At 34.3% G+C, this 21695-nt stretch carries 20 protein-coding genes; 10 read left to right on the forward strand and 10 right to left on the reverse strand.

All coding sequences use genetic code 11. The features are described from left to right. Nucleotide 1: 1 nt before the first annotated feature. Nucleotides 2-1645, forward strand: a complete 1644-nt coding sequence (locus J0383_RS08130; RefSeq protein WP_207297916.1) for a pyruvate dehydrogenase complex dihydrolipoamide acetyltransferase — start codon at nt 2-4, stop codon at nt 1643-1645. Nucleotides 1646-1780: 135 nt separating this feature from the next. Beyond that, on the forward strand, nt 1781-3628 hold the full coding sequence (locus tag J0383_RS08135) for a hydrolase/aminopeptidase (protein WP_207297917.1): 1848 nt from the start codon (nt 1781-1783) through the stop codon (nt 3626-3628). Nucleotides 3629-3825: 197 nt separating this feature from the next. Here the strand turns inward: J0383_RS08135 and J0383_RS08140 are convergent, their stop codons facing one another. Further along, on the reverse strand, nt 3826-5067 hold the full coding sequence (locus tag J0383_RS08140; RefSeq protein WP_207297918.1) for a glycosyltransferase: 1242 nt from the start codon (nt 5065-5067) through the stop codon (nt 3826-3828). Between the two features lie 113 nt (nt 5068-5180). Here J0383_RS08140 and miaE point away from each other — a divergent pair, with 113 nt between their 5' ends. Continuing rightward, the gene (gene miaE / locus J0383_RS08145; RefSeq protein ID WP_207297919.1) at nt 5181-5762 is read left to right on the forward strand and encodes a tRNA-(ms[2]io[6]A)-hydroxylase; all 582 of its coding nucleotides are present in this window, start codon (nt 5181-5183) and stop codon (nt 5760-5762) included. A 43-nt stretch (nt 5763-5805) separates the two neighbouring features. Further along, the gene (locus J0383_RS08150) at nt 5806-8565 is read left to right on the forward strand and encodes an AsmA-like C-terminal region-containing protein (RefSeq protein ID WP_207297920.1); all 2760 of its coding nucleotides are present in this window, start codon (nt 5806-5808) and stop codon (nt 8563-8565) included. 86 nt (nt 8566-8651) lie between these two features. On the opposite strand, the gene J0383_RS08155 is transcribed toward J0383_RS08150, so the two are convergent. The 3 genes from J0383_RS08155 to rplU form a co-directional block, all read right to left on the reverse strand. Continuing rightward, a complete protein-coding gene (locus J0383_RS08155; protein WP_239023278.1) occupies nt 8652-9944 on the reverse strand; it encodes a hypothetical protein in 1293 nt (430 codons plus the stop codon). A gap of 157 nt (nt 9945-10101) precedes the next feature. Beyond that, nucleotides 10102-10362: a 50S ribosomal protein L27 gene (gene rpmA / locus J0383_RS08160; protein WP_008466657.1), complete on the reverse strand. Its 261-nt coding sequence runs from the start codon at nt 10360-10362 to the stop codon at nt 10102-10104. Between the two features lie 24 nt (nt 10363-10386). Continuing rightward, nucleotides 10387-10833 carry a 50S ribosomal protein L21 gene (rplU, locus tag J0383_RS08165; protein WP_207297921.1) on the reverse strand — a complete coding sequence of 149 codons (447 nt, stop codon included), beginning with the start codon at nt 10831-10833 and terminating at the stop codon, nt 10387-10389. A 274-nt stretch (nt 10834-11107) separates the two neighbouring features. Between rplU and J0383_RS08170 the strand changes: the two genes are divergently transcribed. Further along, nucleotides 11108-12430: a M16 family metallopeptidase gene (locus tag J0383_RS08170; protein ID WP_207297922.1), complete on the forward strand. Its 1323-nt coding sequence runs from the start codon at nt 11108-11110 to the stop codon at nt 12428-12430. An 11-nt stretch (nt 12431-12441) separates the two neighbouring features. Beyond that, nucleotides 12442-14490 carry a M16 family metallopeptidase gene (locus J0383_RS08175; protein ID WP_239023280.1) on the forward strand — a complete coding sequence of 683 codons (2049 nt, stop codon included), beginning with the start codon at nt 12442-12444 and terminating at the stop codon, nt 14488-14490. Between the two features lie 233 nt (nt 14491-14723). Here J0383_RS08175 and J0383_RS08180 read toward each other — a convergent pair whose 3' ends face one another. Beyond that, entirely contained in the window at nt 14724-14957 is a 234-nt protein-coding gene (locus J0383_RS08180) for a hypothetical protein (RefSeq protein WP_207297923.1), read from the reverse strand. Nucleotides 14958-15305: 348 nt separating this feature from the next. After that, complete coding sequence (locus J0383_RS08185; protein ID WP_207297924.1) at nt 15306-16172, reverse strand: DMT family transporter; 867 nt, start codon at nt 16170-16172, stop codon at nt 15306-15308. 103 nt (nt 16173-16275) lie between these two features. On the opposite strand from J0383_RS08185, the gene J0383_RS08190 reads away from it, so the two are divergent. Continuing rightward, on the forward strand, nt 16276-16653 hold the full coding sequence (locus tag J0383_RS08190) for a heavy-metal-associated domain-containing protein (protein WP_207298668.1): 378 nt from the start codon (nt 16276-16278) through the stop codon (nt 16651-16653). Between the two features lie 62 nt (nt 16654-16715). Here J0383_RS08190 and gldD read toward each other — a convergent pair whose 3' ends face one another. The 3 genes from gldD to J0383_RS08205 are packed head-to-tail and all read right to left on the reverse strand — an operon-like array spanning nt 16716 to nt 19036. Further along, nucleotides 16716-17276, reverse strand: coding sequence for a gliding motility lipoprotein GldD (gene gldD / locus J0383_RS08195; RefSeq protein ID WP_207297925.1), 561 nt, complete (start codon nt 17274-17276; stop codon nt 16716-16718). Further along, entirely contained in the window at nt 17277-18572 is a 1296-nt protein-coding gene (locus J0383_RS08200; protein WP_207297926.1) for a gliding motility-associated protein GldE, read from the reverse strand. It lies immediately after the preceding gene. 23 nt (nt 18573-18595) lie between these two features. Beyond that, nucleotides 18596-19036 carry a single-stranded DNA-binding protein gene (locus tag J0383_RS08205; protein ID WP_207298669.1) on the reverse strand — a complete coding sequence of 147 codons (441 nt, stop codon included), beginning with the start codon at nt 19034-19036 and terminating at the stop codon, nt 18596-18598. A 224-nt stretch (nt 19037-19260) separates the two neighbouring features. Between J0383_RS08205 and J0383_RS08210 the strand changes: the two genes are divergently transcribed. Then, nucleotides 19261-19599 (forward strand): DUF2085 domain-containing protein, encoded by a 339-nt coding sequence (locus tag J0383_RS08210; RefSeq protein WP_207297927.1) that lies wholly within the window; start codon nt 19261-19263, stop codon nt 19597-19599. 20 nt (nt 19600-19619) lie between these two features. After that, complete coding sequence (locus tag J0383_RS08215; protein WP_207297928.1) at nt 19620-19859, forward strand: hypothetical protein; 240 nt, start codon at nt 19620-19622, stop codon at nt 19857-19859. A 35-nt stretch (nt 19860-19894) separates the two neighbouring features. On the opposite strand, the gene mutY is transcribed toward J0383_RS08215, so the two are convergent. After that, a complete protein-coding gene (gene mutY / locus J0383_RS08220) occupies nt 19895-20929 on the reverse strand; it encodes an A/G-specific adenine glycosylase (protein WP_207297929.1) in 1035 nt (344 codons plus the stop codon). A 140-nt stretch (nt 20930-21069) separates the two neighbouring features. On the opposite strand from mutY, the gene J0383_RS08225 reads away from it, so the two are divergent. Further along, nucleotides 21070-21360, forward strand: a complete 291-nt coding sequence (locus J0383_RS08225) for an HU family DNA-binding protein (protein WP_007805026.1) — start codon at nt 21070-21072, stop codon at nt 21358-21360. The last annotated feature ends 335 nt before the right edge of the window (nt 21361-21695 follow it).

Below are 21695 nucleotides of genomic sequence, written 5' to 3' on the forward strand. Positions count from 1 at the left end.
TATGGCGATTAAAGTAACAATGCCTCGCTTAAGCGATACTATGACGGAAGGAACGGTAGCGACTTGGTTAAAAAAAGTAGGCGACAAAGTTAGCGAAGGAGATATCCTTGCTGAAATTGAAACAGACAAAGCAACAATGGAGTTCGAATCGTTTAACGAAGGAACTCTTTTACATATCGGAATTCAAGCTGGAGAAACTGCTCCTGTTGATTCATTATTAGCAATCATTGGTAACGAAGGAGAAGATATTTCTGCTCTTTTAGCCGGTGGCGATGCTCCTGCTGCTGAAGCTCCAAAAGCGGATGCTCCTGCTGCCGAAGCAAAAACTGAAACTGCCGCTCCTGCAAAAGCAGCAACTGAATTACCAAAGGGTGTTGTAGTAGTAACTATGCCACGTTTGAGTGATACTATGACTGAAGGTACCGTAGCTACTTGGTTGAAAAAAGTTGGCGATGCTGTTGCTGAAGGCGATATTTTAGCAGAAATTGAAACTGACAAAGCTACTATGGAGTTTGAGTCTTTCAATGCTGGTACATTATTATACATAGGAATTCAAGAAGGAAGCACTGCTCCTGTTGACAGCTTATTAGCGATCATAGGACCTGCAGGAACTGACATTTCTGGAATTGCTGAAAACTATACTGCTGGAGGAGGCGCTTCAACTGCAAGTGCTCCTGCTGCAACGGAAGAAAAAGCTGCTCCTGCTGCTGAAAAAGCACCAGAAGCTGTTGCTGAAACTTCAAACGGAAGAATTTTAGCTTCTCCATTAGCTAAAAAAATCGCTTCTGATAAAGGAATCCAATTATCTCAAGTTAAAGGTTCTGGTGAAAACGGACGTATCGTAAAAAGCGATATCGAAAACTTTACGCCATCTGCACAAGCACAAACTGCTTCTTCAGCACCTGCTGCTAAACAAGAAACTGCTCCTTCATCTGCACCAAAAGTATTTGTTCCTGCAGGAGAAGTTTACACAGAAGAGATCAAAAACTCTCAAATGCGTAAAATCATTGCTAAACGTCTTTCTGAGTCATTATTCACTGCTCCTCACTACAACTTAGTGATTGAAGTAAGCATGGACGAAGCAATGCAGGCAAGAGCTGCTATCAACAGCGTTCCAGATACAAAAGTATCCTTCAACGATATGGTAATCAAAGCTTGTGCTTTAGCATTGAAAAAACACCCAAAAATCAACTCTACTTGGAAAGAAGACGCTATCATCATCAACCACCACGTAAATATTGGTGTTGCTGTAGCGGTTGAAGACGGATTAGTAGTTCCTGTATTGAAATTTACAGATGCTATGAGTTTATCTCAAATTGGCGGAAGCGTAAGAGATCTTGCTGGAAGAGCTAAAAACAAAAAATTAGGACCACAAGAAATGGAAGGAAGCACATTTACAGTTTCTAACCTAGGAATGTTTGGTATTACTGAATTTAATTCAATCATTAACCAACCAAACTCTGCAATCCTTTCTGTAGGTGCAATTGTTGAGAAGCCAGTAGTTAAAAACGGTCAAATCGTAGTTGGAAACACCATGATGTTATCGTTGGCTTGCGACCACAGAACAATTGACGGTGCAACTGGTGCTCAGTTCTTACAAACTTTAAAACAATACATCGAAAGCCCAGTTACAATGTTGGCATAATTCAGCTTTGTCAGTCTGAGCGAAGTCGAAGACACAAAAAGCCGATCGAATGTAATTCATAATTAAATCCCGTTTTGTTTGTTCAAAACGGGATTTTTTGTTTAATTTTCATCCCCTAATTCAACACCTCATAATATGAAGAAACTAATCCTTGTCACTTTATTTCTGACAGCAATTGCCTGCCAGAAAAAAGAACAAACCGAAAAAATAACTGCTGTTGTCGACGAACACAGTTATTCTAAACCAGAATTGGCTGTCGTAAAACATCTTGATCTTGACATTAAAGTTGATTTTAACACTCAGACTATTTCAGGAAAAGCATCTTGGACGATTGACAACATCAGCAAAGGAAATGAAATTATTTTCGACGAAAACACTTTAGATATTACAAAAGTAACTTTAGGTGATGACGAAAAAGAAACCAAATTCGAACTTGGAAAAGATCTTGAATTCCACGGTAAACCACTTCATATTACCATTGAACCGAATACAACTAAAGTAAATATTTACTACAACACTACTAAAGAAGCCGTTGCTTTACAATGGTTGAAACCAGAACAGACAGCCGATAAAAAGAAACCATTTTTATTCTCACAAGGAGAAAGCGTTTGGTCTCGTACTTGGATTCCTTGTCAGGATTCGCCAGGCGTTCGTTTTACTTATAATGCAAAAGTTACCGTTCCTAAAGATTTATTAGCCGTTATGAGCGCTGTAAATCCGCAGAAGAAAAACGATACTGGAGTGTATACTTTTAAACAAGACAAAGCAATTCCATCTTATTTAATGGCAATTGCCGTTGGAGATATTGAATTTCAAGCGATCGATAAAAGAACTGGAGTTTACGCAGAACCATCAATGCTGAAAAAATCGGCTTGGGAATTTGCTGAACTTGGAAATATGGTGAATGCGGCCGAAAAATTATACGGACCATATCGTTGGGGACGTTACGACGTTTTGGTTTTACCACCAAGTTTTCCTTACGGCGGAATGGAGAATCCAAACCTTACTTTCTTAACTCCTGGTGTAATTGCAGGAGATCGTTCGTTAACAAGCTTATTAGCACACGAATTAGGACATAGCTGGAGCGGAAATTTAGTTACCAATGCCACTTGGGATGACATTTGGCTGAATGAAGGCTTCACAACGTATGTAGAACATAGAATTGGAGAAGCAATCTTCGGAAAGAAAGAATTTGAAATGCAAAATGTTATTACCAATAAAGAATTAGTTGATAATGTGGCAGAATACGGAAATACAAGCCCAGATACAAGATTAAAAGTAAGCTTGACAGGAAGAAATCCTGATGATGGAATCAGCCAAATCCCGTATGTAAAAGGGTATGCTTTTTTAAGAGTTATCGAAAACGCTGTTGGTCGCGAGAAATTCGATCCGTTTATCAAAAACTATTTTGATTCTCATGCCTTTCAATCCATTACAACAGAAGATTTTGTAAAATACATTAACGAAAATCTTATCAAAGGCGATAAAGCATTAGCTGATAAAATCAAATTAGAAGACTGGATTTACAAGCCGGGAATTCCATCAAACATACTTCCTGTAAGTTCAGCAGATTTTGATGCGATTGATGCTATCCAAAAAAGCTGGAGAGAAACTGGAGTTGCAGGTTTAAGCAAAAAAATAACAACTACAGCAGAAAAACAGCATTTTATAGACCATCTTCCAGCTGATATTACAACTGCAGAAATGGACGCAATTGATAAAGAATTCAACTTTACAAAAGGCGGTAACTTTATTATAAAACGTCAATGGTTTGTTCAAGCATTAATTCATCAATACAAACCGGCTTATCCTGCGATTGAGCAATTCTTAATCGGAATCAGCAGAACTGGATCTGTAATGATGCTTTATAAAGAAATGGTTAAAACTCCAGAAGGAAAAGTTTGGGCAAAACAGGTTTTTGAAAAAGCAAAATCTGGTTATCATGCTACAACAATCCAGGCCGTTGAAGGTATTTTAAATTAAAAATCCCAGAGGGATTACATATCGGTAGAAAATCGATCGTTTTTTATTGTCCCGTCAGGGACTACACATTCCAAAGAATTGATGTAGTCCCTGACGGGACAAATGATTTAATGCAACCGTTTTTCTACCGATATATAATCCCTTCGGGATAAAATCATAAATGTTTAGAACCCTAAATTACTATGTAATTAGATTTTCTATTTATTCTTCTCCTCAATCCATTTTGACATATACATCGTGCTTTTATAGGCGTGATGCTGCAATAAATTACCCATAAAATTATGAAGACGATGATTTTCTGAATTTTTTAATAATTCATTTACCATCGAAATTAGCGAATCAGCATAATTGCTTGTTTGATAACAAACATTAATGATTTCAATTCCATTTTTTTGAGATTGTTTCCAAAGATTTTCATCCTGATAAAGCGCAATAGCTTTTTGAGCAAATTCAGCCGGATTATCTTCTACAAATCCATTCCACGGCAAAACAGAATGCATCGCTTCAGAACCAATCGAAGTTGTTACACTTGGCGTTCCGCATTGCATAGCTTCCAACAATTTCCCTTTTAAACCTGCCCCAAAACGAATTGGTGCTAAAACCACTCTGGCTTTTTTCACAATTTCATTGGCATCTTCTGCCCTTCCCATGATATAAAAACCATTTTTAGGCTGATGCAATTGCAATACTTTCTGCGAAGGATAAGCACCGTAAACTTCCAAAACAGCTTCTGGGAAATCTTTTTTAACAAGAGGCCAAACGGCTTCTTTTAAATATTGAACCGTATTCCAATTTGGTTCATGAAGAAAATTTCCAATGAAAACAAAACTTTTTCTTTCATCAAAAGAAGGCAGTTTCAAAAACTCCTCTTCTTTCATTTCATCTACTAAAAACGGAAGATAAAAGAGTAAATCTGCATTGATCCTGAAAACATCTTTCAAGATATTCATTTCAAATTCAGAAATAATCAGCGACACATCACATCTTAAAATACTGGCAATTTCTCGTTTTGCAACTTCTTCAGATAATAAATCACTAATTTCAAAATTTCTATTTTCTTTAAAAGCTTTTTGTCTGGCGGTTCTCAGACAATGCAAATCTTCTGTATCTAAAATTCGGATGGCTTTTGGACATTTTTCAGTCACTCGCCAGCCAAATTGTTCTTCAATCATAAAACGGTCAAATAAAACCACATCTGGGTGTAATTCAGCCATAAAATCATCAAAACTTGAAGAATTAAGTTCGATACTTTTTTTGATTACGCCAAATTCAGACAAATCAACCATAAAATCACTATCCTGAGCAGCACTCGCAAAAGTAATTTCGAATCCGTTTTGTTTGAAAATCGAAATCAGCTGCATCATTCTTCCACCTGCCGCAGAAGATTTTGGCTCAGGCCAGACAAATCCAATAATTAAAAGTTTTTTTATCTGATTCATGGTAATTTTTTTGAACATACAAAATAATGCTTTTTTAAGCGCAATCCCTCGATATTTACTGATTTTTAGCAATAAAAAACACTAATTTTGCAGAACTAAAATGCCGGGAAATTATGTTGGGATTAAAATTAGCTACAGACCCTCGCTGGGTAAATATTGTCGAGTCAAACATTGAAGAAATTTTGACCGATCATGCATGGTGCGAACAAAAAGCAGCTTCAAACGCGATTAGTATCGTTACCTATAATTCTGAAATAGAAGAGTTAGTAACCGAAATGCTGGTTATCGCAAGAGAAGAATTGGAACATTTTCAAATGGTTCATGACATCATAAAAGAACGCGGACTAACATTAGGCCGTGAACGAAAAGACCATTACGTAAATGAGCTTTTTAAATTCATGAAAAAAGATGGAAGCCGTCGAGATGCTCTTTGTGATCGTTTATTATTTTCAGCTATGATTGAAGCCAGAAGCTGTGAGCGTTTTAAAGTACTTTCAGAAAACATCAAAGATGAAAAATTAGCTAAATTTTATCGTGATTTAATGATTTCTGAAGCCGGACATTATACCACATTTTTAGGATTTGCCCGAAAATACCAAGACAATGTTGACATCGACAAACGATGGAAAGAATGGATTGAATATGAAGGTTCTATCATTACCAATTATGGTAAAAATGAAACCGTTCACGGATAATCTCTCCTAATTTTGATTTTTATATTAAATACTACAATTCACTATGCAAAAAAGTAAATCCAGATCAATCGTATTTAAAATTGCGAAGTATTTTGGGATCACTTTCGCCGTTCTTTTAGGGCTATTATTTTTAACTCCAATAGTTTTTGAGGACCAGATTAAAGAGCAAATCAAAAAAACGGCTAACGAAAGATTGAGCGCAGAATTAAATTATTCTGACGTTTCGGTTTCTTTTTTCCGCCATTTTCCGTCTCTTACCTTAACGCTTAACAACTTAAGCCTCAATGGTTCGGCACCATACAAAAATGAGAAATTCATTACTGCCAGCGAAGTTTCTTTTGGTATTAATGTCGCTAGTTTGATTTTCAGCAAATCGGTTAAAATTGACCAGATTTATTTATCAGATTCATTTATTAATGTTAAAGTAAATCCAGAAGGAGAAGCGAACTATAACATTTACAAGTCTCAATCTCAGGCTCCAGAATCAAATGACAGCACAGATACGGCTTTAAAACTAGAAAGAATCGAAATCTTAAACAGTAAAATTGTTTATGATGACAAATCTACCAAAGTACATTTTGATGCTTTTAATTTCAACTATTTAGGAAAAGGAGATTTAAATAAAGCTGTTTTCGATTTGTATTCTAAAGCCAAAATCGAAAAGCTAAATATCGTTTATGACAACGAACCGTATTTAATGAACAAAAAAATCGATGCCGATTTAATTACAAAAGTAAATGTAAACTCGTTATCATTTTTCTTCGAACAAAACAACCTCAAAATCAATCAGCTTTTAGTCGATTTCAAAGGAAAATTCGACATTTTAAAAGATGGTTACAACATGGATTTGGTTTTAAAATCAGACAATAGTGATTTGTATGATGTATTTACCGCTTTTCCACCAAAATACATTACTTGGCTTTCTAAAACTGATTTAAAAGGAAATACGAATTTACTTTTAACAGTGAAAGGCAAATACATTACATCCGAAAATATTGCTCCTGATTTAAATTTAGATGTAAAAGTCGGTAACGGATTTGTGAATTATAACAAAAGTCCAATTCCAGTTTCTAATTTAAATCTAGAGATTAAGACTAAAGTCCCGTCATTAAATCCAGATCTTTTGACGGTTGATGCTAAAAATGTTTCATTGAATATAAATCAGGATTATATAAAATCGAAGTTCTTTTTAAAAGGTGTCGATGCACCCGAAATCAATGCTGATTTTAAAGCAAAAATCGATCTTGAAAAACTAACAAAAGCGCTTGGAATTCCTGATATTGAGTTAAAAGGAGCTTTAATTGGCGATGTTAAAGCCGATGGAAAATTCGACCAAAAGAACAAACTTTTCCCAATTACCAAAGGAAATATTGACTTGGAAAAAGGATATTTAAAAACAAAATATTACCCAAATCCAATTACCAATATTGTTGTAAAATCTAAAATCGACAACCAAAAAGGAACTTTTGATGATTTAAAAGTTAAGATAAAACCAATTCAGTTTACGTTTGAAGGCAAACCAATTTTTGTTGAAGCTGATTTGAATAATTTCAACGATCTGGTTTACGACATTAAAGCAAAAGGCGAACTAGATGTTAACCGAATTTATAAAGTTTTCTCTCAAAAAGGACTTGATTTAGACGGTTTCATAAAAGCAGATTTAGCCTTAAAAGGAAAACAAAGCGACGCCGAAAAAGGCAATTACAGCAAACTACACAACAAAGGAACTCTTGAGTTGCGAAATATTGGCATTGCATCGGAATTTCTGCCTAAAAAATTCATTATCAAAGAAGGCATTTTCAGAATTAATCAGGATAAAATGTCTTTCAATAATTTCTTAGCCGCTTACGGGCAGTCAGATTTTAAAATGAATGGTTATTTACAAAACGTATTTAATTATGCAACAAGCCATACAGGGATTTTAAAAGGCTCTTTTAATGTTTCAGCGCGATACATCAACGTAGATGAATTTATGTCAAATACAGCTCCAAATACATCTGTAACACAAAATTCGGCTTCAAAGACAGAAACAAAAACTGGAGATAATAAACAAACAGGAGTCATTATTATTCCAACAAATTTAAATTTACAATTACTGGCAAATGCTCAAAAAGTAAATTTCGATAAATTAAACCTTCAGAATGCAACGGGAACTTTAACCATGAAAAACGGTAAATTAACCATGCAGAATACCGGCTTTAATTTAATTGGATGCCACGTAAACATGAATGCCAATTATCAGGCCGTGACTCCTCAAAAAGCCAATTTCGATTACGCTATAAAAGCTTCTGATTTTGACATTAAAAGAGCTTACAACGAAATTGATGTTTTTAGAAAAATGGCAAGTGCCGCTGAAAAGGCACAAGGAATTGTTTCGCTAGATTATCAGCTAAAAGGACGTTTAAATGGTAACATGGAACCTGTTTATCCTTCGCTTGTTGGAGGCGGAATTCTTTCTGTAAAAGATGTGAAAATACGAGGTTTGAAAATGTTTAATGCCGTAAGCAAAAAAACAAACAACGAATCGATGAAAAATCCTGATGTATCTAAAGTCGACATCAAAACGACCGTTAAAAACAACATCATGACCATAGAACGCTTTAAATTTAAATTTGCAGGCTTTAGACCAAGAATTGAAGGGACAACAAGCCTTGACGGAAAATTAAACTTAAAAATGCGTTTAGGATTACCTCCTCTTGGCATCTTCGGGATTCCGTTAACGGTTACAGGAACTCAAGATAATCCAAAAGTAAAAGTAGGAAGAAAAACAGAAGATCTAGAGGAAACAAAAGATACTGAATAACGAAATTTCAAGTTTTGAATTCTAATTACAATACTGCATATAAAACAAAACCTCGATTTTGACATCGAGGTTTTTTATTTTCAAACTTAATGAGCATACAATATTTTCGATACATACAAAATCCCTTTTCCTAAAAGCCATAATAAACCAGCTAAACCTAATAATTTCCAAGCCCAGGCTTCTCCTCTTTTCCAATTAGAGAAAAACGAAATGATTTCGAAATACTTCAGCACAATAAATAAACAAGCTCCAATTAGGGAGAACCAAATAATTTCATTCAACTGTAAATAAAAGTCATATAGAAAAATTCCCGTAAGAAAAATAACAGTCAACACTTGCAAATAATAATAGTTTTTAAAACTGTAGTATCTAAAATTCGTCTTTGAAGACAGTATCAAAAGTGATAAGAGTAACAAACTCATCAATGCTGTAATTACATTATAGAAAATAGGATTCCATTGAAATACAAGTATAAGCGCAACAATAATCGCGACAACTGTACAGCCAGCTAAAGAATTTACACTTCTAGTTCTATAACCATTCTTGTAAGGCAGTAAAACAGGATACAAATATTTCTCGAAAGAACGCCAAAACGGCAAAGCATATACCGCAACAATTCCAGACAAAACAATTTCGTAATTGTAAAAAATATCCGCCGGTAATTTGTACAATACATATACAAGAGCAAGCGTAACAATAATTGCTGGAAGGCAAATTATTTTCACTGTTTTCCATGAATCTGTTCCCCAAAAATTATTCTCTATTTCATAGATATATTTTTTAACCCAATATTCTCCAGTAACTATGGCTGTTGATTGGCTCCAAAGCAAAAATAAACCTAAATGAATCATCACGGTTCGCATTACAAACTCACTTATAGTGCAGCCATAAAAAACACAGACCACTGCAACTACAAACAATTCGCATGTTAAAAGAAAAGGCGAAAATAAAAATCGGAACAAAGGAGCTAAATGTTTAATCACAACTTCAATCAGTAAACTCCAATATTTTTTAAACAGCGCAATCAGAGCACAAATTGCAATAAATGCCGATAAATAAAACATCCAATTGGTAAGTAATTGTGTTTTCATCCAGAATTGAACTGCAGAATTTTTGGGCGGAGAATACACTATTTGAGAATTTACAAAAACCTGCCTAGCCAATTCGTCTCTTACTTGATCGCTAAACTTCGGAAATTCATGTTTATGTTTCAGCCAAAATTCATCAGCATTAAAACCATTCTTTTGAAGAACAGCCAATTCATACAAAACCGTTTTCTGCTCATTATTTAATGAATTCAAATGATTACTGATGCTATCTGAAACCGTTTTTCCATACATACTGAAACAGCACAGCAGTATAACTATTATTTTTTTCAATTTTTTAGAATTTTAAGAAATTCAAAATTTATACCCTACGCTACAAATGTAAGTTTTTACTAACATTTAAAAAATCCAGCCATTTAAAAAAACATTTCTAAAACAAAAAACCCGCTCTTTTCAGAACGGGTTTTGTAAAAAGTAATCTTTATGATTATTATGCCTCGAATGGGATAATAGATACATAAGATTTGTTATCTCTTTTCTTTTGGAACTTAACAACTCCATCAACTTTTGCATGTAAAGTGTGATCTTTACTAATGTAAACGTTTTCACCTGGATTGTGTTTTGAACCTCTTTGTCTAACGATGATGTTTCCAGCAATAGCAGCTTGACCACCATAAATCTTAACGCCTAGACGTTTTGATTCTGATTCTCTACCATTCTTCGAACTACCGACACCTTTCTTGTGAGCCATGACGTATGAGTTTAAATATTGTTATTATTCTTTAGTAGCTTCTTTTTTTGCTTTTGGAGCTGCTGCTTTTTTTGCTTTTGGAGCTGCTTCTACTTCTTCAGTAGCTGCTGCATCTTCTGCTACAACTGCTTTTTTAGCTGCTGCTTTTTTAGTTCCTCCAGCTGCAGTAATACCTTCAATTACAATTTGTGTAAGATATTGTCTGTGACCATTTCTTTTTTTGTATCCTTTTCTTCTTTTCTTTTTGAAAACGATAACTTTATCACCTTTTAAGTGTTGTAACACTTTAGCTTCTACTGAAGCACCTTCTATAGCTGGGGCGCCTAAAGTTACATTTCCGTTATCATCTAATAAAAGAACTTTGTCAAAAGAAACTTTTGAACCTTCTTCATTAGCTAAACGGTGAACATAAACCTTTAAGTCTTTGCTTACTTTAAATTGTTGCCCTGCTATCTCTACGATTGCATACATACCAAATTGATTTATTGATTTTTAAGGTTGCAAATATACAATTAAAATTTTACTACGCAATCTCTTGCAACAAAAATATTTTCAATCCTTTAAGGGCTGTTTTTCAAGGCATTTCAACTTTATTCTTACAACAATAAAAAGTAAAAGATTGTTAAAATAAGACCAAAATATTGACAAATCAATAAACCATAAGTAAAAAAAACTACTTTTGAAGTAACTATAATCAACTTTTAGCTACCTATTATTTTTTAGGTACTATAATTTATTAATCTTTATGAAAAATTCAATAATGATGTTAAGTGCGGCACTAATGCTTGGCGGAACTGCTCATGCTCAAAAGGTAGCTTTTGAAGAATACAATTTAGATAACGGCATGCATGTTATCCTGCATAACGATCCTTCGGCACCTGTAGTAATTACTTCTGTAATGTATCACGTGGGTTCAAAAGACGAACGTCCGGATCGTACGGGTTTTGCGCACTTTTTCGAGCATTTGTTATTTGAAGGCACACAAAATATCAAACGCGGCGAATGGATGAAAATCGTTACTGCAAACGGTGGTGTAAATAACGCTAATACATCTGATGATAGAACGTATTACTACGAAGTTTTCCCATCAAACAACTTAGAATTGGGTTTATGGATGGAATCTGAACGATTAATGCATCCTATTATTAATAAAATTGGAGTTGAAACGCAGAATGAAGTCGTTAAAGAAGAAAAAAGAATGCGTTACGACAATCAGCCATACGGAAATATTCTGCCTGAGGTGAAAAAGAATATGTTCAAAAATCATCCTTACCGCTGGACAACCATTGGTTCGATGAAGGATTTAGATGCCGCAACATTAGAAGAATTTCAGGCATTCAACAAAAAGTTTTATACACCAAATAATGCTGTTTTAGTAGTTGCCGGAGATTTCGACAAAACGAAAGCAAAAGAATGGATTCAGAAATATTTTGGTCCAATTCCGAAAGGCGAAGTCGTGAAGAAACAAACTTATACTGAAGAACCAATCACACAAACCATAAAAGCAACTTACGAAGACCCAAACATTCAAATTCCGATGGTTGTCGCTTCCTACAGAACGCCATCTATGAAAACCAGAGATGCAAGAGTTTTGGATTTGATTTCTTCTTATTTAAGTGATGGAAAAAGCTCTAAACTGTATAAGAAAATTGTAGACGACAAAAAAATGGCGCTTCAAATTGGCGCAGTTGGTTTTAGCCAGGAAGATTACGGAACTTATATTTTATACGGATTACCAATGGCGCCAAATACAACTGCCGACATTTTAAAAGAAATTGACGAAGAAATCGTAAAAATTCAAACCGATTTGATTTCTGAGAAAGATTACGAAAAATTACAAAACAAATTCGACAATAATTTTGTCAATGCCAATTCAAGCGTAGAAGGAATTGCCGAAAATCTAGCATCATACTACCTTTTGTATGGCGATGTGAATTTAATAAATACCGAAATCGACATTTACCATTCTATTACCAGAGAAGAAATTAGAGAAGTTGCCAAGAAATATCTAAACCCTAATCAGCGATTAATTTTAGATTATATTCCTTCTCCAAAGTCTCAAAACTAAGCCGTCGAATCATGAAATATATACATACTTTTTTAATCCTTTTTTTCCTAACTGGAATTATGCAAGCACAAGATCGTCCACAACCAAAACCAGGAAACCCGCCAGTAGTCAACATCAAAAAGCCTCAGACTTTTGTTTTGGCAAATGGTATGAAAGTTTTAGTTGTTGAAAACCATAAATTACCTCGAGTAAGTTTCAACCTGACATTAGACAATGCTCCTTTTACCGAAGGAAACAAAAAAGGTGTCGACGAACTTACCAGCAGTTTAATTGGTAACGGAACCAAAAAAACATCAAAAGAAGCTTTTAATGAAGAAATTGACTTTTATGGAGCCAATATCAACTTTACTTCGCAAGGTGCTTTTGCCAGCTCGCTTTCTAAATACTCAGGCCGTGTTTTAGAACTTTTAGCAGAAGGCGCTTTACAGCCAAACTTCACGCAGACTGAATTTGACAAAGAAAAAGCTAAATTATTAGAAGGGCTTAAAGCCGATGAAAAAAGCGTTCCTGCAATCGCAAACCGAGTGGTCGACGTTTTAACTTTTGGAAGAAACCATCCATTAGGAGAATATCTTTCTGAAGAAACCGTGAAAAATGTCACACTTGCCGATGTTCAAAATAACTACAATACCTATTTTGTTCCAGAAAATGCTTATTTAGTAATCATTGGAGATGTAAAACTAAAAGAAGTAAAACCGGCTGTAGAAAAACTTTTCAGCGGATGGAAAAAACAAGCAGCTCCAAAAAACAGCTATCCTGATCCGCAGAGAGCAGCAAATCTTCAAATTGATTTTGTAGATGTTCCAAATGCCGTTCAGTCTGAAATTGCTTTGGCCAATACCGTAAATTTACGAATGAGCGATCCTGATTTCTTTCCGGCTGTAATTGCCAATCAGATTTTAGGAGGCGATTTCAACAGTTATTTAAACATGAATTTACGCGAACAGCACGCTTGGACATACGGCGCAAATTCGAGCATTGGAAGCGGAAAATACGTAGCAAAATTCAAAGCGGCATCGGCGGTTAGAAATACGGTTACAGACAGCGCTGTGGTTCAGTTTATAAAAGAAATCAAAAGAATCAGAACCGAAAAAGTGTCTGATGAAGTTCTGAAAAATGTAAAAGCCGGATATATTGGCCGTTTTGTAATGCAGGTTGAAAAACCACAAGCAGTGGCACGTTATGCATTGAACATTGAAACCGAAAAACTTCCAGCAGATTTCTACGAAAAATACATTCAAACTATAAACAATGTAACTCCTGACGATATTTATCGTGTGGCCAACAAATATTTCCTTTTGGATAATATGCGAATTGTTATTGTGGGCAAAGGTTCTGACGTAATCGCAGGTTTGGAAAAACTACAAATTCCGATTCATTATTATGACAGATACGGTAATCCTGTTGAAAAACCAGCTGTTAAAAAAGAAGCTCCAACAAACGTTACCGCTAAAACTGTTTTTGAAAACTACATTAAAGCTATTGGCGGAGAAAAAGCCGTTACTGCTGTAAAAACGCTTTATATGAACGGAGGAACAACTATTCCGCAGGCTCCTGGACCATTGACTTTTGTTTCAAAATTAGATTCTAAAGGAAAAATGATGGTTTCACTTTCTATGGGAACCATGAATTTAATGAAGCAGGTTGTAAACGACAAAGGCGCTTATATTGAACAACAAGGAAAACGCAAAAACCTTGAAGGCGATGATCTTAAAGAAATGAAAGCAAACGCTGCTCCTTTTGAAGAATTGCAGTTAGTTAAAAGAACAGATCTTAAAGTACAAGGCATCGAACCCATTAACGGAAGTGATGCTTATGCTATAAAAGATGGAAATACGATTCATTATTACGATATAAAATCAGGATTAAAAGTAGCGAAATCGAAAATTCGCGAGCAAGGCGGAAAATCAGTTACGCAAATCACTAATTTCAACGATTACAGAGAAGTTAAAGGCGTGAAAGTTCCTTTTAACCTTGTACAAAACGTTGGTTTTGAATTGGATATTAAAATGTCTGATATCAAAATTAACGAAGATGTCTCTGATGCAGATTTTCAATAAAGGTTCTGAGGTTCTGAGATACTAAGGTTCTAAGTTTTTTTTCTCACAGGCTTTGTCAAAGTTGTAAACTTTGACAAAGCTTTTTCATTTTATTTCACAAAGTTTGTCAGACTGAGCGAAGTCGAAGTCCCATTACAATTGGCACATTCTTCTATCAAACTATCAGAATCGCTTAAAATAACATTCTCAAAAAACAAGAAAGGCTGTCATTTAAGACAGCCTTTCTTGTTTGATTATTCAACATCCAAATAAGGATTTAAAATTTCTGCTAATTCATTCAGCCAATAAAAACCATCCTGAAGACTTATCTTTTCGGTTTCCATTGTTTCGCAATCCCGCATAATACTTAAAGCCAGTATATAATTCAATTTCCGAATTGTTTTCGCCATAAGTTTAGGATCAATCGAATTGCTGAAAAAATCTTTCAATCTTAATTCTGTTTCTTTTGAAAGGGTGTTTGTAATCATGTTTTTTTTGCTTTAAGGAAAAGAACCCGTATAACTTAGGTGTCCTACGCTGCAAAAAGAGCGTTGCGGTTGTTTCCAATACCGTCACCATATTACACGGGTAAAAGTTTTTCGAGTTCATGTTTTTTGCATTTAGGAAACGCAAAGATATAAAAAAGAACGAAAAATATTACAATTGATGTGTTTTAAAGTGAATCGAATCTGAATGACGAGATCTTTGTTAAAGTTTAAAACTTTGAAAGATTATCATACGAATTTTGTCCGGCTGAGCGAAGTCGAAGCCCCATCCTAATTGGTATGCCCTTCGACTTCGCTCAGGGTGACAAACTAAACCTCAAACTATTTTAATTACTTCTTTGCCGATAAATAAACGCCAATTAAAATAATAAACGCACCAAAAAACTGAATTGGCGTTAGCATTTCATTATCTAATAATCCCCAAAAGAAAGCTACAATTGGAATTAAATACGTTACAGAAGTAGCAAAAACCGGAGACGAAATCTGAATCAATTTAAAGAATAAAATATTGGCGATTCCCGTTCCCACAACTCCTAAAATCATGACAAAGAAAATGGAATGCTGTGTTTCTACAAAACTCAATTTTTGGGAAATATCAGTTGAACCTAAAATAATTAAAGCCGGAATTAATAAAACAGTAAAGTTTCCTGTCGTAATACTCACCGAGTTTAAATCTGGCAGGTATCTTTTTATCAAATTAACGTTAGTTGCATAACAAATCGTTGCAATAACAACCAAACCTACATAATAATAGTTTTGTCCCGGATGCGCCGAAGCACCGCTTAAAACCAGCAACAAACAGCCGATTAAACCAATAAAAACACCCCAAACTTGTCTTCTCTGAAATTGTATCCCAAACAAAATAGCGCCCAAAACCAGCGTATTTAACGGTGTAAGCGAATTCATAATGGCTACTATCGAACTATCAACTTCGGTTTCGGCAATAGCAAAAAGAAAAGCTGGCGTAAAGGTTCCGAAGAAAGAAGTCAAAGCCACAAATTTCCATTGCTGGCGCGTGATTCTAGCCAGACTTCTAAAACAAAAAGTAAGCAGAAATAAAGCTGCAAAAATGATTCGGAAAGCACCAACCTGAACCGCCGACAAACCGACTAATCCTCTTTTAATTAAAATAAAAGAACTGCCCCAAACCAAAGACAATATTAATAAATAGGCCCACTTTAATTGTTTTGCATCCATACAAATCTATTTTACTGCAAATTTGTAATATTTTTAGAAACTGACCTCTCGTTTTTTATTAATTTTGCAAAGAACACAATTACTCAATTTAAATCTATATATGATGAAGATTACAAAGATTATAGCGGTTGCTGCCATTGCAGGTTTAACACTTGCTGGATGCAAAAAAGAAGTCGATAAAAACCTTGCCAACATAAAACCTGTAGAAACAACTACTAAAGAACACAAAGCGATTGCTCCTGAAAATGTACAAACAGCAAGTTTTGAGATCGAAGGAATGACTTGTGCAATGGGATGCGCTAAAACAATCGAGAAAGAATTATCAAATTTAGATGGTGTAGAAAAAGCCGCAGTTGATTTTGACAAAAAAACAGCAAAGGTTACTTTCGACAAAACCATCCAAAATTCTGAATCTTTAACAAGAGTAGTTCAAGCAACAGGAGACGGTAAAACATATAAAGTTTCGAATTTTAAATCGTAAGTTTTAAAATTTTATATTCATACAAAAAAGGCGTTCAGATTTGAACGCCTTTTTTAATATTTTTATTTCCATTTCAAAGTTTCCATGATTCGCTGCATATCGTTTTTGATATAACTTGCGGCTGGCATAATCGAATCGAAATTAGGTTTTGCGTAAAAATAAACCGAACCTGTTAAGAAATGTTTTGTACTGTCAGTAACATAAAACTGCGAATTGGTAGCTGCATTTCCGTTTACTTGATAAAACATTCCGTAAACCTTTTTTTCTGGATTTAAATACGGCTGTTCTAAAATATCATCGGCCTTAATAACATGCTCGTAAGTTAGTTTTTGAGCATCTTTTAGTAATTTTTCGATGTCGCCGTTTACGGGTTTATATGTTAGGTATATTGTCGCTTTCATTTTAGGATATGTGATGGTAAAACCACAGTCTTTTTCTCCTTTTATAATTGCTTCTTCATTCATTTCAAAACCAAACGGACAGTTATTCTGAAAATTAGCATATTTCGCTTCTGGATAATCCAGTCGAAGGAAACTTGCTGGTTTTGGCAATACATCATTTTTACAGCTCACAATGGATAACGCAAGCAAAATTGTGGTTACTGTAATTATTTTTTTCAACATTTATTCTATTGTTACTTTTATTTGTTTTACGCGTTTTTTGTCGACTGTTTCAATTGTAAAAATACAGTTTTCAAAAGGCACTTTTTGATCTTTCTTCGGAAAGTTACCTAAAATTTCGAGAATAAAACCGGCCAGTGTTTCGGCTTCACCTTTATGCGATTCGAATACATCTTCATCAACATCCACAATTCGGTAAAAATCCTTTAAATTTATCTTTCCTTCAAAAAGAAAAGTTTTATCATCGATCTGCGAGAAATTCAGGTTTTCGTCATCAAATTCATCGCTAATATCCCCTACTATTTCTTCGATTACATCTTCTAAAGAAACCAAACCAGAAGTTCCTCCATATTCATCAACTACAATAGCCAAATGACTTTTCAGACTTTGAAAATCTTTTAAAAGATTATCGAGTTTTTTATTCTCAGGAACAAAAAATGCTTCTCTTATTAATGATGCCCAATCGAAATCTTCTTTATCAATATGAGGCAGAAGGTCTTTTACGAATAAAACGCCTTCAATCTGGTCAATATTATCTCTGTAAACCGGAATTCTCGAAAATCCAGTTTCAATTATCTTAGGATAAATCGAACTAAACGATTCTGTTATTTCCAAGGCAAATATATCGATTCTCGGACTCATAACCTGTCTCGTGTCGGTATTTCCAAAAGAAACAATTCCTTCGAGAATTTTTTGTTCTTCTGTAGAAGTTCCTTCAGAATCGGTAAGTTCTAATGCCTGAGAAAGCTGATTGATTGAAAAATTATTTTTCTGTTTCCCTAGTTTATTTTGCAAATATAAAGTAACGCTTCGCATAGGCAAACTAATTGGCGAAAGGAGTTTGTCTAATAAGGAAATAGAATACGCAAAACGTCTGGCAAATTTTAAACTATTTCGGCTTGCATATACTTTAGGCAGTACTTCGGCAAACAGCAAAATAAGAATAGTAACCAGAATTACTTCGAGTATAAATTTTAAAGCTGGAGAATCGATGCCTGAAAAAATGTTTCTTCCAATGAAAGAAAACAAAATAACCACTCCAATATTTAAAAAATTATTGGCTACTAATAAGGTTGCTAAAAGTTTTTTGGGTTTGTCTAAAAGATTTGAAATGATTTTTCCTTTGGAAACATTTTCTTGAAGAGTATCGTCAATATCTTTTTGAGAGAGAGAAAAAAGTGCGACTTCGGCACCTGAAACAATTGCTGATAAAAACAGCAGAATAAATATTCCGACAAAACCAATTATTAAATTGGTATCTAAAGTGGTAGTAAAAAATAAACTGGGCTCCGGGTCCAAATTACATAAGATTAGTTAAACAATCAGAAGGGCAGGTCGTTTATGGGCAGCCCTTCACTTGGTGCATCAAAGTTAGTATTTTTTGCTGATTCTGCATCCTGATTTTGTTTGGTATGTGCAGTATCTTTTTTGGTAGTCAGAAAAGTAAATTCTGTAACCTGAATTTCGGTTGTATATTTAGTAGTGCCGTCTTCAGCCTGCCATTGTCTTGATTTTATTCTACCCTCAACATAAATTTTATCTCCTTTAGAAAGGTATTTTTCGCAGATTTCTGCTGCTTTATTGCGCACAACTAGATTATGCCATTCTGTTGACGTTATTTTCTCATTGGTTGTTTTATTAATATAAACTTCATTAGTTGCCAGCTGAAAACGCCCAATACAGTTTCCTCCATCGAAATAATGCATTTTTACATCATCGCCCAAATGACCAATAAGCATGACTTTATTTAATGTTCCATTCATAATTAATAGCGGTATTTCTATCAAAGATACATTTTTTTAGCAAATTAATTCTTGCTTTTCTAAAAATTGTAATGCGAAGCGCAAAAGAAATAATTTAGCCGAACTAAACCAATAACATTTGCAAGTTCTTAAGATATTTTCTTTTTTTAGTGTTTGAAAATGTAAACTTAAGCATTAAATCTTAATAAAATTTTGTTAAATGGAAAAATAATGTATTTTTGAGTATGAGAAAAATTGAATTTGTAAGCTGTCATAGACTTCCCGAAAGGTCTTTCTTTTTTAGAGGAAAACAGTTTCCGTTTTGCGCCCGCTGTACAGGAATTTACGTAGGATATGCGATATTTATTCCGGCATTATGGTTCATAAAAATTGATATTTACTGGGCTCTTTTAGCTATTTTACCTACTACTATCGACGGACTTACACAAGCTTATTTCAACAGAGAAAGCAATAATTTTCTTCGTTTCACAACCGGAATTCTTGCAGGTTACGGTTTGGCTGGTCTTTCCGATTTTATTGCTTATTGGATTGTGCACTTTTTTAAATACCTCTTTGTAAATTAATAACTAAAAACTATATAATTATGTCTGAAGGAAATTCTAATTTTGATGAGTTTGAGAAGAAAAACGACAAATCACAGGAAGATTTAAATACCGGATTAAAGGTACTGTCATTCTGTATTCCGCTAGCGGGGGCGATTATTTATTTTGTAAAAAAGGATAATGAGCCTGTAGCTGCAAAATCTGCCTGTAACTTGGCTTTAATAGGATTTGCAGTTGGAATTGTAGTGCGAATAATTCAGTTTGCAGTAGCTGGAAACTAAACAAAAAAGGGCTTCTCTTCGGGAAGCCCTTTTTATTATAGCATTTCTATAAAATTATGTATCGCAATAGGCACTGGAAATGTTTTTAATGCTTCGTATGAAATGCCATTTTCAATTACATCTGTTATTTTAATTTTCCAAAACTGAATATGAAGATGCTGATGTGATAGTTTGTGAATTACCGTCGCTCCACTATATTCTTCTACACTTATTATAGTATAATGAGGAAAAATATTGTTTTTAATTTCATGTGAAACAAAATCAAAATTGGCAATTTCAGTGGTTTCCAAAAGCGGGAATTCATATAAATTATGCCAAATCCCTTTTGCCGTTCTTTTTTGCAGAAGCGAATTTCCCAAAGCATCTTCCAAAACCAGATAATTAAAATAGCGATTGGTTACTTTTGTCTTTTTAGATTTTACAGGAAGCATATCTACTTTCTTTTTCTGCAGAGCCAGACAGCTGTCGTTAAAAACACAAACCGAACAATCTGGATTTTTAGGCACACATTGCAAAGCCCCAAATTCCATTATAGCCTGATTGAATGTCGCAGGATCATCTTTTGGCATTAATTCATAAGCAAGCTCCGCAAATTCTTTTTTTGTGGCTGGCTGCGCAATATCTGATTCAATATCAAAATAACGAGAAAGCACACGAAACACATTTCCATCGACTACAGGAACGGCTTCATTATACGAGAAAGATGCAATTGCCGCAGCTGTATATTCACCAACACCTTTTAAACGAAGTAATTCTTTATAGGTTTGCGGAAAAATTCCGTTTAAATCTTCTGCAATATATTTTGCTGTATTGTGCAGATTTCTAGCTCGAGAATAATAGCCAAGTCCCTGCCAAAGTTTTAAAACCTGTTCTTCTGATGCATTTGCCAGTTCAAAAACAGTAGGAAAATCCCTCGTGAAAGCAAAAAAGTAAGGCATTCCCTGCACGACTCTTGTCTGCTGAAGCATAATTTCTGATAGCCAAATTTGGTATGGATCGGCTGTTTTTCGCCATGGAAGATCACGTTTATTTTGTAAATACCATTTTATCAGCTTGTTATGAAAAATCATTGTTAAATCGTTAAAATACAAAAGTAAATGTTTATGTAATTAAAATTTAACGAATTAGCTTGATTAATTATTTTTTTAATTCCTATATTTGCAAACTCAAAAAAATAGTACACCATTTATAAAAATAAAAAGGAAAGAAAATGACGAAAGCAGATATCGTAGCGAAAATTTCAGAGAAGTTAGGTCTTGAAAAAGGAGATGTTCAAGCAACAGTAGAAACATTCATGGAAGAGGTTAAAACTTCTCTAGAAACTGGAGACAATGTTTACCTAAGAGGTTTTGGTAGTTTTATCGTTAAAACAAGAGCTGAAAAAACTGGAAGAAACATTTCTAAAAACACTACAATTAAAATTCCAGCACACAACATCCCTGCGTTTAAACCTGCAAAAGTTTTTGTAGAAGGAGTAAAAACGAACAACGAAGCAAAATAATACTATTTAATTAACATAAAATCTGACACGATATGCCAAGTGGTAAAAAAAGAAAGAGACATAAGGTAGCGACTCACAAACGTAAAAAAAGAGCGAGAGCTAACCGCCACAAAAAGAAAAAGTAGTTTTAAACTACTTTTTTCTTTTTAAACGTTCATTGAAATTTGGGAAATTTCAAAAGTTTCAAAAAATAAAATCCAAAATTCAAAAATTGAAAAATCAACAACGATTTAAATTGGAATTTGGGATTTGAAATTGAATTTTTCCCTTCGGGTTAATACCTGTTAAAATATTGTTTAATCCATCCTTGTAGAAGTTGATGGTTTTTGGTTTTT

The sequence above is a fragment of the Flavobacterium endoglycinae genome (assembly GCF_017352115.1).
Taxonomy (GTDB): Bacteria; Bacteroidota; Bacteroidia; order Flavobacteriales; family Flavobacteriaceae; genus Flavobacterium; species Flavobacterium endoglycinae.